The organism is Butyrivibrio proteoclasticus B316 (assembly GCF_000145035.1).
Taxonomy (GTDB): Bacteria; Bacillota; Clostridia; order Lachnospirales; family Lachnospiraceae; genus Butyrivibrio; species Butyrivibrio proteoclasticus.
The window spans coordinates 325,121-340,488 of record NC_014389.1; the positions used below are offsets into that span (position 1 = coordinate 325,121).

The window sequence follows — 15,368 nt, forward strand, 5'->3', positions numbered from 1 at the left end:
GAGCTTGAAAGATAGGCGCAGCTTCCTGATATCGGCAAACATTTTTATTTTGTCGACAAGGCATCTCACCAGGTACGTGAAGTCGAAATTGTTGAATATATCCCCTGGATTTCTTCTGGCCCAATAGTAAAAGATACTACAACTGGGGACTTTTATTTAGGGGTAAAAAGAGACGAGCTGTTTGAACTTTCAGAATACGATAAGGCTCTTGGCAGGCTCAATTAGAGTCCCTGCCAAAGCAGTTTTTATGACTGTAATAGAGCTTAATATGCCATTGAATCGCGTATTCCTTGCTTTATTTTCTTCACATCAATCTTATCAACGCTTCCTGGCTCGAGAATATATTCTAGCATATCTTCCTCATCAATCTTCTGCCAGTCAAGGAATATCTTAAGCGCAGGGGTTAAATCCTTCATCTTTTTAAGCTCATTAACAGTATTAGGGATCTGTCTTTTGCATTTGCTTGTCTGTATACGGAAATATTCCTCTGCTGCTCTCTTTGACCTTGTGTACTTAACTTCTGCTATGGTTTTTGCGATAAGCTCTCTGTATGTTGCAAGGTGGTCTACTGCATAGATGTCTTCTTCACTTATCTCGTTTACTTTCTTCCAAAGCGCATCAAAAGCAACCTGATCCTCAGCTTCAAGTTCGTCCTCTATAAACTTTCGCATAAGTATCTGCTCTTTTTTTGTCAGCTCATGCTTTATTTCGTCAAGAAGTCTTTCTGCCCTCTCTTTCTTCGTTGGATGGGCTCTTTTTATTCTCCTCTTTCCTTCAGGGGCGAGATGGAACAGGGATTTTCTGTGAAGGTTGTCAACTATGTCAAAGACAACGCATCTGTTCTTCGAGCCTGTTGAAAGGGCCCTTCCAAACTGCTGAATATATATCTGCGATGATGTGGTACATCTGTACATAACGATGCCTGTAAGATCTTCTACATGATAGCCCATGTTGAGCATGTCAACACAGGCAATAAGGTCTATTGTTTTTCTGTGGTGCTTTAGGTTTAGATTATTTATATTATTCTGAGTCGTTTTGTTTTCCGATGTCACTACAAGTGTATTTACCGTATAGCCCGGAAATGCCTCTTTAAACCACTCTTCTACCTTTGTATATCTTTCAAGGAGTTTCTTTATATTTGGGAAAAAGACAATGTACTTCATGTAAGACTTTGCACTGACATATTTATCCGTGGTCTTTTTCATTATCTTGGGGATATTATGGACGTTACTTACTTCAAAGAGCCTGGATTTTAAGACTTCATCAACGACAATGTTATTCTTATCCTGTCCGGTAAGCCTTGCTGCCTGCTTAAAACTCGTCTCGATGTCATATGTACAGTAGATATAGATTGGCATTTTGATGATGCCGTCCTGTATAGCATCATGGAGCGTGTATTGGAAGACGCAGATACCCCTGAAGAACTCTGCAATGACGTCGAATGCATCCATCCTTTCAGGGGTTGCTGTTGCTCCTATTATGTGGGAATTTTTCTGATAATACATAAGCCAAAGGGCTCTCGTTTTGGTAAGCTCGCCTCCAAGACGGTGTGCCTCATCCATGATTATGAGGCTGTACAGAGGAAGTTCTTTTATCTGCTTTTTATCCATTCGCGCAAGCTTTGTATAAGTCATGAACCTGATGTTGTGGTAATCAAGTTCATATCCAAGTTCATCATATATAGCTTTCTTTTCCTCAGCTTCCGATTCATCTTCATCTTCAATTTCCCATGTCTCATCTATTGCATGCATGGCAGTTTTTTTGATGATCTCTGCAGGATAAAGGTAAAGAACGGTGTCATATTCCTGGGCAATTTCAGAAAGAAGCCAAGTTTTACCAAATCCTGTACAGCGAGGGACAGCACATCTGTTAAAAAGAGATAGTTTGTTTTTTAGATCTTCTTTGGTTCTGTTTCTTACGGCTTCAAGAATATCAGTGCTCATTCATGTCTCCTTTTTCAAAATGGTTTGCGTAGTGTGAACGTATTTCTTCCTTCGTGAACGCATATTCATTATTGCAGCATGGGCATTTGAATGCATAATATGAAATACCATCTATTTCAAATAAAACTTTCTTGCCTGATGTAGAGTATACTTTAGATGTATTGTTGGGAATTATGAGAGCTTCCCTTATCCCCCATCCGAGTTTTAACCGGTCTTTTATAACTCCTTTTTTCTGTCCCCAATGCTCCGCCATTTCGACTTTGCTTTTATATACATTTCCAAGGTGGTCAGTGCAAGTATAAATGTCTTTTGTGGTCAATGCTTTTTCTAAAGACCACCCGTCATATATAATTCTATGGCGATATGTTTTATCACTCACGCCCCAGTGCTGGCACATTTTGATTTCAGATTCAAATACGTTTCCTAAATGATCAGTGCATGTTTTTCTTCTTGCATAATCGCCCTTTGATAAAATTCTTTCTAGTGGCCAATCACTTCTTTTACGTGACTCGTATTGTGATAGTGTTATTCCGTGATGTTTGCACATTTCTGTTATGGATTCAAATTCATTTCCAAGATGGTCTGTACAACGCACTTTTACCGAGACTTTAGGTGTTAAGGCTTCTTTTAAGCTGACGCATTTTTTAATATCCCTTGTAAAGGCATGTCTTTCCACTCCATGAAAGGCACACATTTCATCCAAAGTCGAGAATTTATTTCCCAAGTGGTCAAACCATTCCCTTTTCAATGTCTGTTTTTCTTTTTTTGTCCTGCAGAATATTTTGCCATCTGAATCTTTTTTGTAATATATTGCTGCCTTGCAGAGAGCTTCTTCGATAGTTTTTCCCGCACGTAGTCTTTGATAATATGTGTTTTCGCTTACGCCATGAAATGCACACATTTCTTTTTGGGTGTTAAAAACATTTCCAAGATGGTCTATGTATTTTTCTTTATTGTGTGGATTTAGGGCTTCTTCTAACGATTTGCCACTTTTTAGCCGGTTTAGGTATAAAGAATAGCTAACGCCATGATACCTGCACATGTCCGTTGCTGTTTCAAATTTACGTCCAAAATGATCTTTAAATACTTTATGAACAGGCTTAATCATCAGCGCATCTTGCAAAGACCATCCATTCTCCATTCTTTTGTGAAGCCTCACACGACTAAAGCCGCGTGCTTCCTATTGCCACAATCTACGTTGTGGTTGCCTTTTAGGGCATCGGACTACGTTTCTGCCCATACGGCTAAAACTCAGTACTTAGGCAACTAATATGTTGTCTAAGACCGCATTTAAGCTAATAAGGTCAGCTAACGTGCAGGTGCTTCTCTTAGAGCACTGAGGGACTTTAGCCTCAATGTCCAACCTGTCCGTCACCGAACAGGATTTAAAAATTTCTCGTATATAATAGCGGGCTGCTATATTATACGAAGCATTAAGATCGCAGTTGTATGTTTTGCCATTTTGGAATCTACACAAACTGTATGTGGGCATATCTGCGTCCTTACCTCGAAGAACTCTGCCACTGCCATCGAAAGCTAGTCGTGATGTCCCCCATGCGCAAATATGAGATATCCTCATACTAAGTCTGTGAGCCTTGTCTGTTACCATAGATTGCACGTACTTTGCCTTCCACATATGGAGCTTTTGTTTCTTAGAGCCACGCTTTTTACCTGCAAGGTCCAAGTGTTCAAAAACTATGGTGTCAGCATTGTACATTACGGCTGTATCTATGATAAAGTTAGCTGTTTTAACAGCTATATCATCGTTAATACCTTTAGCTTTAGCCCACAGCCTCGGCATCTTACGGTTGCCATATTGCTGGGCTTTCTTTATACGGTTTACAGCATGGTTCAAACGGTCTGTTTCCCTTGGCAGTCTAAGGAAACGTCTGCCGTAGATAGTGCCTTTTGAATCCATGATGCAACACGTACATGCTGAATTTAAACCAAGGTCAACGCCAACTACAAGGCTGTTTGTATCTGTAAGAGTAGCCTTTTCTTCAAACGGGAAGTCTAAAAACCATTCTTTACCCCGTTTCTGAAGCGTAGGAGCGCACATCTTACGACCATTACACCTATGATAGATATAATCCATGTCTGATTTACGAAGATTAATGGATAGCCAATTCCATGTATTGTTATGGTATATCTTAATCTGTGCAGAATAATCGTCTGCGAGATTATACATTCCTATGCGATATAGGGATGGATACACGTACCCACAGTTATTAAGAGTAGGTTTCTTACCATTAGGATTTAACTTCCAGTTAGCAAGGTTAGATTTATAAGATGATACTTTGCCTATAGCTTCAGATATTGCTGCTCTGCGTATATATGACGGCATCTTATAGAATCTGGAATCGAAATCGTATTTAGGAGAAGAGTTCTCTTTGGTTTTATGACAAAGCGACTCTACATGCATCATTTGAGCCTGATTACCTTTTATGACAGAAACTAAGTCCCATTCAGCTAGGCATACATCCATAAGAAAATTGACAGCATCCCTGTATATAGTTACGGTCTCAGAAAATATATGATTGTATTGTTTTATTTTAACGGAATACGTGGAGTATATCTTCATGTGTTACTTTTCTTTCTGACTGCTTATATAATTAGTGACCTGCTCTTTAGTGCGCTCACTTACAGTTGCTACAAAATATGATGGATTCCATAAATGTCCACCCCAAAGCTTAGTTTTGATTTCTGGATGCGTAAGAAACAGCCATCTTGCAGTATTGCCTTTGAATACTTTAATTGCATCTGAAATCCTACATTGAGGCTTACATTCTATAAGCATATGTATATGGTCAGGCATTGTTTCCATAGCAAGGATTTTAATGCCTAAATCTTCGGCTGTACGGTAAAGATGTTCTTTAACATCTGACTCTATATTGCCAATAATAACCTTCTTACGATACTTGGTACACCATACTATATGGTACTGCAAGCAGTATACATATCCTCTACCATGCGTCACATCTGAATTTATTGTAAATATGCTATATTTATCCATGTCTGCATAATACCATACGTAATTAGCAGAGTCAAGAAAAGGCGGCTAACTCATGACTAAAGTCACGAGTGTGCGCCGCCAATGTTATCAAATGTTCCTTGTGCTATTTGATAATGTTTGAGCATGGCGCTTTTTGAGGCAAATATATTTCCTAAATGGTCTGTATATTCAGCGATTCTATCTTCTGCCAACAGTTTCTTCAGGTTTCCTCCTGATTTTATGCAGGCGCTAATTGCTTTGGGGCTTTTCCCGTAATATCTTGCCATGGCAACCATTGACTTAAACTCGTTACCCAAATGATCCTTGCACGGCTTTGAACCCGCATTTCCATGGTCTACAGGCAGCATTAGTGCTTCTTCAAGAGGCATTTTGTTTCTTAACCGATATTCAAGGCATTTAAGAGGTATCTTATATGCTTTTGCCATTTCTTTGATGGATAGATATTCGTTACCAAGATGATCTTTTACTTTTAATTCTTCTCTGGGAGCGCCGACGGGTGTTGTGAGAGCTTTTTCTAAAGACCACTTTTGTTCATTTAATCTATCAGATAAAATGTCGGGATCTATACCATAAGCTCTTGCCATGGCAGAACGAGATTTATATGTTTTTCCAAGATGGTCTGTACAGAAATATGTTTTTAATGGTCTTGTCAATGCATCTTCAAGACTGTCCCCACGTTCTATGCGGTCTAAAAAAGTCCATTGATTGATTCCATATGCCATACACATAGCTGTCTGTGATGGATATGAATTACCCAAATGATCGAAAACAGTAGTATCTTTTTTGCTTGTCAGAGCATCCTTTAGGCTCATGCCATTCTGAATATTTTTCTTATATGTACAGAACGCAATATGGTGTGCTTTGCACATTTCACTTTGGTTTGCATACACTTGCCCTAAGTGATCCGTACATTGCGATTTGCAGCCAGCCGGAGTTAGCAACGCTTTTTTTAAAGGCCAATTATTCTTTAATCTGTTTTGCAGAGTATCTGACCGCAGATTATAATGCGCAGCCATTTTGCCAAAGCTTTCATATTCATTTCCAAGGTGATCTTTGCATGCATGAACTCATCCTCTTAGTCTGTATAGAAAAGCAATACATTTATCTATCGCCTTATTTTTCAGGCTTTTCTTTTTAGGAATAGTTAAAGCTTTTTCAAAACTATACTCCCGGCGAGGGTAGATGTGCATTTTTGATGCGTCAATACCATAATATTTACACATTTCCTTTACGCTAGAATAGTTATTTCCAAGATGAACAGTAACTTTGGTATTAGTCACAGCCTTACCTCCTTGTTTTTAACATGCATAAGTGTATGTGACCTCATTTCAGCTTCAGTAAAGACATGTTCTTCTTTGCATATAGGGCATTCGCAGTAATAATACATAATTCCATCCATTTCAAATGCCTTACCATGATGCTTACAAAGAAACTCCTTCCCCGTAGGGATAAGCAGTGCTTCTTCCTGTGTATATCCTGACTCTATCCGTTTTATGTATACGTCTCTTTTTATGCCATAGGTGTCACACATTTCAGTAATCGACTTGTATTTATTTTCCTTATGGTCTGTACAGAAAACTCTCCTTCCATCCTTTACAGTGAGCGCCTTTTCAAGACACCAACCGTATTCAAGTCTGTGCCACACAACATCTACTTTTTGACCGTAAGCCTCTGCCCTTTTTTTATAGCTTCTGTATACCTTCCCGAGATGATCCGTACAGTATTCTCCTTCCTTCAATGCTTCATAAGGGGCATCGCCTACTTTTATAGATAAGGCAGCGTCTTCATCCCAGCCACGACGTAGTCTGCTTTTATATGTCGATTTGCTTATCCCATTTTCCTTAGCTTTTTCTTCATCAAAAGTTATCCTTGTTTTGTCAGGAGGCGTTATGAGTGCATCTTTAAGACTCCATCCCCTATCAAGACGCTCTTTTAAAGTGGATTTTTCGAGACCGTAAGCCCTTGCCATAGCTCTGAATGAAGGATAAGACTTTCCACGATGATCCTTGCACCCTACTCTTCTTTTGTTTCCATGATTTGAAGGTGTTGTCAGTGCTTCTTCAAGGCTCCATCCTGCAGATAGTCTTTCATCAACCGTGGTATTTCCAAGACCATAAGCCCTGGCACGTTCTTTTTTAGAGCCGTATTCTGTTCCGAGATGGTCAAGGCATTTAGGCATAAACTTACCCTCTTAGTCTGTACAGAAAAGCAATGTAGTCGGTTGCCCTGGACCGGTAGTCTACGTGTAGCCCGTGGATTTAAACCATAGTGCTCAGCCATTTCCTGCATTGATGAGTATTCTTTTCCTAAGTGGTCACGTACTTTCTCTAGTTGTTATCTTTCAAATATCCTTGTTTTTTATATGCATGAGAGTGTGTGCTCTGATTTCTGGCTTGGTAAACATGTATTGAACTCCACATGCGTCACATTTGTAGCTATAATATTTTTCGCCATTAAAACTAAACTTTTCTTTTAGGTTTTGCCATTTCCAATGGCTAGGGATAAGAATGGCTTCTTCCAAGGAATATCCTTCTTTTAATCTAATCCGTGTTGTTGCATAGCAAGTACCATATGTATCCGATGCTTCTTTGATTGTTTTATATACTTTATCGTCAACGATATATTGGAACGGTTTTACAGTCAGTGCTTCTAAAAGCGTCATACCATCCTTTATTCGGTTTCTAACTGCATTGTCACTTTGCCCATATGCAGAGCACATAGCTTTAAAGGTATCATAATGATTGCCAAAAGGATCTTTACATGATTTAAAAAGAGGATTTTTTGCAGCCAGCGCTTCTTCAAGTGATAATCCATGCTCCAATCGTTTTTTTATAGTTTCGTATGATATGGAATACGTTTCACAAATGGTTTTTATTTTTCTGTTTTCTGCGCATCTTTTTTCCTTACTTCTGTAATCTGATAATATTTGCTCTAGTGGGATTCCCTTTTTTCTTTGGCGATAGAAGTATGCTGTTGATATGCCTGTTTCCTTTAAGAACTGTTTCAGACTGCCGTATAAAACTTTGCCATCAGCCGCAACTTTCACAGAATGCCTGTCGTGCCCGTTTTGAATAGTCAAAGCTTCTTCAAGCGTGAACCCATATCTTATTCGCTGAACGAGTCTTGTATATGGAACGCCATATATTTGAGCAAGCCTCTTAAGGCTATATTTTTCCCCTTTGTATATATACATGTCTTTAAAAAGCGGAGTTGTTAATGCGACATCTAAAGCCCATCCTTTTCTTAATCTACATCTAACGGTATTGTCGTTATGCCCATATGCTTCACACATTTTCTTGAATGATTCATATTCATTCCCTAAATGATCCATACAGAGGATACTAGCAGCATTACTGGGACTTGCCGGATGAGTCAAAGCGTACTCAAGGGAGTAGCCGCACTTAATACGGGTTACAAATGTACTTTGGTTAATGCCATAGCATTTGCACATTGCAGCTTGAGAAGAGAATGGATTACCAAGGTGGTCACAACATTTCATACATGCTTTCCTTTTAGATGAATATGAATGTGTATAATTTATTTCTTTTATAAATTTCAGCGAGAAAACCCCTTCCGACATCGGTTGTGGGACGAGTAGAAACCATTTCCGATGTCATTGGTGATGGTAGTTCATATTCCAATATTCATATATTTCTTTTTTAGATAAGAATTTATTGCCCAAATGAGCCTCATACATTTGTTTACCTCATTTGCGTATGCTTGTGGTGATGAATATTTATTTCCGTAGCGGTATATATATGCTCTTCATGACAGAATGAACATTTGTAAAAATAATATCTTTCATCTTCTACCTTAAACGCCACTACTATCTTGTTCTGGCGAATATCCGGAAGCAGCAAGGCATCTTTTAAAGGCCAATTCGACCTCAATCTACACGACAGTACATTAGCTTTTATTCCATAGGCATTAGCCATGTCTTTTAGACTGTTATATTCTTTTTCTTTATAATCCTTATATCTTTTATGTTCTTTGTGTATGACAGGTGTTAATAGGGCATCTTCCAAATCCCATCCCAAGTTTCTTCTTCGTATGTAAGATTCAAGACCTAGTCCATAATGTTCGCACATAGCATGGAGGGATGCAAATTCACATCCGTTATGATCATGCACCTTATGTGAGCGTTTTGGTCTTGTAAGTGCATCTTCTAAAGAAACACCCCTACTGATCCTGGACTCATATATACCTACCGTTATACCGTATGCTTTGCACATTTTATTTAAAGTAGGGTATATGTTACCGAGATGGTCTTTATAACAATGCTCTTTCACACATTTTGCATGTTTGATAGCCTCTTTTATAGGAATGTTTTTATCTAGCTGTCTTTTAACTATCGTTGGCTCTACATTGTAATACCGACATAAAGCATTAAGGCTTTTAAACTCTTTTCCTTTGTGGTCGCGCAGCTTTTGGCAACTATTATTTTCTGAGGATAAAGCTTCTTTTATACTGCGTCCCTGTCTTAATCGCCATTGATATGTTTTGACTTCTACACCATATTTGTTGCACATCTCTTTAACTGACCTAAACTTATTACCAAGATGATCTATATATATATTTGTATCTGCTATCTTCTTAGGGCAAAGGGCATCTTCCAATGAATATCCATGCTTTATTCGGTCTCTAAATGTTTCTGCGTTGACGCCATGATACCTGCACATAGCTTCTTTGGATTCAAACTCATTTCCTAAATGATCCCTGCACTTTATTTTGACTGAATAGTTCTGTTGGCTTAATGCTTTTTCTAAAGGCCATCCGTTTTTTATACGATCTCTAAACGTTGCAGGATGTATGCCGTAATATTTGCACATGGCATTCTCCGAGGGGTAAATATTGCCAAGGTGGTCAAAACATTCTCCTTTACAATGTTCTTTTACCGGAGTAACAAGAGCTTTTTCAATATTCATCCTTTTTAGACGGGCTTCTAATGTTGTGGGCTTGAGTCCATATTCCCTTGCCATTTCTGCTCGCGTTTCATATTCATTTCCCAGATGATCCTTGAATTTTATTTTGAGCATTTAGCGTCCTCTTTGCACGAATGCAAGTTTTATCGGGCGGTGTTGTAAGAGCCTTTTCGAGCGACCATCCGCGTCTAATCCTTGCCTTCAATGTACTCACTGCAATACAATATTTCTTTGCCATAGCTCTTAATGACGAATATTCATTATTATTGTGGTCAGTGACGGTTTCAAGCTTCCGAATTGGTGTTTTAGTGTAGAGCGTCTCGTTTATTTCACCACTATATTTATGTCGCAAATAATGCTGTCTGCATTCTGCTGGGGTAAAAACAAATTGATTGTTACAGGTAGGGCATTTGTATGTATAATAGTCTTCTCCGTTTAATGAAAATGAAGGCCATTTTCCTCTTAAGAGGATTATTTCTGGTGATATTTCAAGCGTTTCCTCTAGCGTCCATCCTTTGCGTAGCCTATGAGTAAAAAGGCTGTATTTAAGTCCGTATGTATTAACCATTTCAGATTTCGATTTATAAAATATGCCTTTATGATCTGTACAGGAATACAAATTAGGGCTTGTCAATGCTTCTTCAAGTGTCATTCCGGCTTTAAGTCTATTGAAAAACGTGGTGCTGTTAATCCCGTAATACCTGCACATATCTTCTTTTGAGGCAAATTCGTTTCCAAGGTGATCGTGATATTTAGGCATTTATACTCCTGTTTCGCACGTTTAGCTTGCATTACATTCTAACTATATTATAAACGGCTTATATAAAGGCCATTACATAGTAAAAAGCTCCGAAACACAGTCCCAGAGCTTTGTTTAATCTTTTCTTTATACTTTAACAACATATCATTAATTTTCTATTAAATTTTCCAAGCAGGACTTCCCTACCCTATCAGATAGTCCTATTTACATACGCAAGAGTGTCTATGATTGAACTACCACCACCGTCTACGACGGAAGTGGATTCCTGCTTCAGTCACCACTGCGCGGGACTGTTCTAAAACGAACAGAAAGCTATACATTAAAATCTTGAAACCTAACTACTAGGTAATTTTCTATGGTTCTAAAACGCCATGCATTTGGTAATCCTCACGAATCGCACCTAACAAGCAGGTATTATTTTAAAGGTTCTAAAACACAAAAAAGAATGCCAGATGTCAAGCACCTACCTAATTACTAGGTAATTTTTTAAGGTTCTAAAACAACAACAATTGAAAGGAGAAACGTACACCTAATTACTAGGTAATTTTTAAGGTTCTAAAACGCTTCCGACCAAGAATGGGTCGCCTGGAATACCTAACAAGTAGGTATTTTTTAAGGTTCTAAGACAGTCCTTGAATGGCTAATCAACTTGCCACAACCTAATTACTAGGTAATTTTTTTAAGGTTATAAAACAACAACAATTGAAAGGAGAAACGTACACCTAATTACTAGGTAATTTTTAAGGTTCTAAAACGCTTCCGACCAAGAATGGGTCGCCTGGAATACCTAACAAGTAGGTATTTTTTAAGGTTCTAAAACTCATTGCGATCTCATCTCCTTTCTGCGACGACCTAACAAGTAGGTATTATTTTAAGGTTCTAAAACGTCAATTGTAGTATTATGACATTATCAAACCGCAATATCTTGCGCCTGCATATAATTTAGAAATGCATCAAGAAAATCTCCATCACCCCTATACTCCTGCTTGAACATGAATTTCTTTCCAAAGTTGTAGGTCGTATTTTTCGACACATCAATCTCAGTTCCGGTGATCGGAGAGCGATATATCTTTTCGCCATCTTTCTTTGTGATTATTCCATACAACGCATTTGCAAACCATTTATAGATAAGCTCTACGCTCTTTCCTGAGATAGCTGTCTTATCAAGGAATTTTTCGGCCATATTGCCATCAAACACAGCCTTATCTTCAAGGAGCGCCGGAATTATCTGCTCCCTTACGATATCATTTACATAAACATATTCCCCTTTATCCTTGTCAAAATAACTTCCATCTCCCGCTATTTTAACAGTCCACTCTTTCCTATCAAGGAGCCTTTTTGTCGGATATTCTTCAAGATTGAATGTAAATAGCATCTCTCCATCGTCAATTCTTATATCTTTCATTTTTGCAAAGAACTGCCGCTTAGACTGCATTGTAATTAGTCTTGTCTTATCAAACACATCAACAAAGCCGGTATCCGGACAGAGCGTCCTTGTGTACGCATTATTAAGGAAATATATGACACCATCCTGGTATGAATTTCCATTATTGTTGGAGACCTGTATTGGATTTGATATCGAGCCCGCTTCACCTTCTTTTATGGTATTAAATGACAGATCTGACATCCGGGCACAGAGTCTTGCTTCAAACGCCTTAAATATCTGTTCATCAAGGAATGAGAACTTATCCTTAAATGTAGATGACATGGATTCAACAACAACTACCGCATTGTATTTTGTGGCAAGTTTACTGATCTGAGTAACAGCAAGCTCAACATATGCTTCCTTTAGTCCCTTGGAAGATACATCATACTGCCAGAGTCTTGTTTTATCATGATACTTGATCTTTGTCCTTTCTTTTAAAAGTTCCCGGTAGTTAACCCCATCTATCTCATTCAAACTTTTTTCCTCAAGTACATTGTTCTTTTCATCAACTACGGCAACATAGGTAAGGTCTTTTAGGTTTCTTGTCACAATAACCGCCATTCTGCTATCCTGTGTATCTTCTTCAACCTTATCATTTATATAATCCAGTGTCCTTGCTGAAATGTCGGCATTCTTGGTATAAGACAGGGATAAGAAAAACTTATCTTCGGTATATCTTCTATTTCTGATGATATCCTCGTTTGCCTTCTTGATGGCAACATCATGCTCTGCCAAATATGCTTTCGCCATGATAAAATCTTCACTGCTAATATCAAAGTTATTCTTCATCTTATATATGGCTTCCCTTATATGCATAGGGATATGTTCACCATTACTGTCCCTTAGGGCAACCAGTATACTTCCTTTTTTGTGCGTTACCCTTCTTGGAAGGGATGCAGCCCTGTACTGAATCATGGCCCTTGAATTTAGGAGCATTGATGTATGCTCCATGTTAGAATCCGAAAACAGCTGGATAAATGTCCTCTCGTATGGTTTTCTAGGTCTGTTATAAAGAAACATCGAACGAACAAGGAATAATAGGCCCTCTTTTTTATCCACCATATCATTGATACGTTCAAAGGATACCGGGATCCACTCCATTGTGCAGAGCCTTGTATCTACATCCGAGAAGAATTCACCGATATCATTATATTCATCAGCTCTCTTGAGTCCTGACATATTAAAGCACGAATATCTGGTATACACTGCTATGAACTCTTTATAGACATCAATAAGATACCTGCAGTCATCCTTAAATTTCTCTTCAGTCAGACCATCTATTCCTATATTTGTCTTTTTAAATGTCCCGTTTTTAAAGATATCATATGCTCTCCTGTCGATAGTAAGCGGCTTTGACACATATTCTTCTATAACACAGTTCTTATCATTCTTATGCTCCGGCGACTCAAAATATGGTTCCAGGATACACTTGAACAAAGCCTTAGGAAGCCCAAGGAAGCTTTTCGCACCCTTTCTCTGGACAAATATCTGAGCATCTGTTTCATCTTTTGTTTTAAGATCTACGGGTTTTACATCTGGGGTAAGAACAAAATAGTAGTATTCATCCCCGCGCCTTATCATTGCAACATCGTTGATCGCAAAATTCTCTTCTCCGTTCCACCAGTGAGTACGAAGCCTGGCGGGAGTGCCAAGGCATGATGCCATGATCCTGGCGTCATCTGCAGGAGATTTTGTCACGTAGTTTCGGCACAGATTCTCTGCTTTGTATGTTCGGTTTGCTTTTTCAAAGATCCCGTCAAACGTGTTATAGAATATTGGATCCGCCTTTTCATCATTCCCGCTATTTATGATGCGCAGCGCACTTCTGAATTTAGTCAGTTCATCATAAAAAGATACCAGGGATTCCTGGACGTCGCGATTACCCTTTATCCCCCTTCTACTTTTTAGGATATCTCTTTCAAAAGTACCGTATGCCTCTTTTATGCGCATATAATTCCTTGCAAGCTCATCCCGGTAGAGAATAAACAGTCTGTCATCACCTGTCATTTTCTGCAGACCATCAAACGTATGAGACTCTTTTGCAACCTTTTTTGGCACAGCATTTACAAATTTATCGTACCTTGCCTTTTCGCTCTTGGTCCTTCTGGGAAGAACCTCAAGAGTATTCTTTTCGTATTCTTCAAGCAATAGTCTTATCCTGTCATGTTCTCCATAAATAAGCTGGGAAAGAACATGCGTCTGATTGGGGCCTACGACAATAAACAGAGTAATGTCTCCTGGATCTTTGGCATAAAATCCATTTATCTTTTTGATATTTTCCCATTGCTCCTTTGTCTGTTCAAAAGCTTCTTTTGTTACCTGAACAACCTCCTCGTCGGAATCTATATGGTCTATGGTAAAAGCTTTCTCGCGCTCTTCAAGGATCTGCTTATGGAGCTGCTTAAGAATGCGAAAAGGCTTTTCCTCTAAGTGTTCTGATTTTATTTTGATATTCTTTTCAGAGATAGTCTGATTTATGCCTTTTTCCTTGGCGCCATCTTCATCCATTATTCCGGATATCAGCCTGTTATAAGAATCGATATCTTCCTGAGAAAGGATTTGATTGTAGTAGTCGACAGAACAGATGCTTTCGTATTCAATCGCAAATGATACCGCGCCTCTTTCCAGGGCATCCTGCATCTTGGGAATATTTGCAGCATATATCTCAAAGTTTTCAATGACTCTTTTGGGCATTGACTGTTCAAGGGTCGTGATCCTGCTTGTAAGAAATTTGGAAAACAGGGCAAGATAACCCTTGGTTTCAAGTATGTCGGATAGGATATTCTGTTTTTCTTCGCTATCTTTATGAGTCTTGTCTATGAAATCATACAGTACGCCATTTAAGTATTTGGCAGAATTTATCTCCGAAATTTTCCCAATTCCCTCAGGAAGGTTCTTTATAAGGGTTTTAACAATCTCCTTTTTAAGTCTTTCGCTTTCCTTGGCGTAAGCTTTCTTGTCTCCGGAAAGAAAGTGCTCATATAGCTTTTCAAATGAAAGTTCGCAGTTTTTAAGAGTATCTCTTGCAATGTCTTTTATGCCTTCATCGATCACAGGCTTAAGTCTTTCTAAAAGCGCGTAAATTGCCTTATCCTGCTCAAGAAGATTGAGCTCTTTGATATTCCGCAGTGTTTTCCCCTGGGGTCTAAGCTCAAGGCGAAGCGATTTTGTGATCTGATTTCTTTTGGTGTAGTTTTCATATAAAAGCATAGCATTATCCCCCTTTATCTTCATTTGTCTGTTGCACAATACTCTTACATACTTAGTTAATTATATCGCACTTACGCACATAGTTACACTCTTT

At 38.6% G+C, this 15,368-nt stretch carries 11 protein-coding genes; all 11 read right to left on the minus strand.

Annotation, left to right across the window (positions count from 1 at the left end; all coding sequences use genetic code 11):
* Window positions 1-263: 263 nt before the first annotated feature.
* Window positions 264-1,943 carry a DEAD/DEAH box helicase gene (locus tag BPR_RS18225; protein ID WP_013282982.1) on the minus strand — a complete coding sequence of 560 codons (1,680 nt, stop codon included), beginning with the start codon at window positions 1,941-1,943 and terminating at the stop codon, window positions 264-266.
* Window positions 1,933-3,084: a hypothetical protein gene (locus BPR_RS18230; protein ID WP_013282983.1), complete on the minus strand. Its 1,152-nt coding sequence runs from the start codon at window positions 3,082-3,084 to the stop codon at window positions 1,933-1,935. The genes BPR_RS18225 and BPR_RS18230 overlap by 11 nt, the downstream gene beginning before the upstream one ends.
* A gap of 117 nt (window positions 3,085-3,201) precedes the next feature.
* A complete protein-coding gene (locus BPR_RS18235; RefSeq protein WP_013282984.1) occupies window positions 3,202-4,524 on the minus strand; it encodes a transposase in 1,323 nt (440 codons plus the stop codon).
* 3 nt (window positions 4,525-4,527) lie between these two features.
* Complete coding sequence (tnpA, locus tag BPR_RS18240) at window positions 4,528-4,956, minus strand: IS200/IS605 family transposase (RefSeq protein ID WP_013282985.1); 429 nt, start codon at window positions 4,954-4,956, stop codon at window positions 4,528-4,530.
* A 62-nt stretch (window positions 4,957-5,018) separates the two neighbouring features.
* On the minus strand, window positions 5,019-5,972 hold the full coding sequence (locus tag BPR_RS18245) for a hypothetical protein (protein WP_013282986.1): 954 nt from the start codon (window positions 5,970-5,972) through the stop codon (window positions 5,019-5,021).
* 51 nt (window positions 5,973-6,023) lie between these two features.
* Window positions 6,024-6,236, minus strand: coding sequence for a hypothetical protein (locus BPR_RS18250; RefSeq protein ID WP_042258606.1), 213 nt, complete (start codon window positions 6,234-6,236; stop codon window positions 6,024-6,026).
* Window positions 6,233-7,135: a hypothetical protein gene (locus BPR_RS18255; RefSeq protein WP_013282987.1), complete on the minus strand. Its 903-nt coding sequence runs from the start codon at window positions 7,133-7,135 to the stop codon at window positions 6,233-6,235. Before BPR_RS18255 ends, BPR_RS18250 begins: the two co-directional genes overlap by 4 nt.
* Window positions 7,136-7,297: 162 nt before the next feature.
* Entirely contained in the window at window positions 7,298-8,455 is a 1,158-nt protein-coding gene (locus tag BPR_RS18260) for a hypothetical protein (protein WP_013282988.1), read from the minus strand.
* 202 nt (window positions 8,456-8,657) lie between these two features.
* The gene (locus BPR_RS18265) at window positions 8,658-9,992 is read right to left on the minus strand and encodes a hypothetical protein (RefSeq protein WP_013282989.1); all 1,335 of its coding nucleotides are present in this window, start codon (window positions 9,990-9,992) and stop codon (window positions 8,658-8,660) included.
* A complete protein-coding gene (locus tag BPR_RS18270) occupies window positions 9,955-10,638 on the minus strand; it encodes a hypothetical protein (RefSeq protein ID WP_013282990.1) in 684 nt (227 codons plus the stop codon). Before BPR_RS18270 ends, BPR_RS18265 begins: the two co-directional genes overlap by 38 nt.
* 910 nt (window positions 10,639-11,548) lie before the next feature.
* Entirely contained in the window at window positions 11,549-15,274 is a 3,726-nt protein-coding gene (gene cas12a / locus BPR_RS18275) for a type V CRISPR-associated protein Cas12a/Cpf1 (RefSeq protein WP_013282991.1), read from the minus strand.
* Window positions 15,275-15,368: the final 94 nt, after the last annotated feature.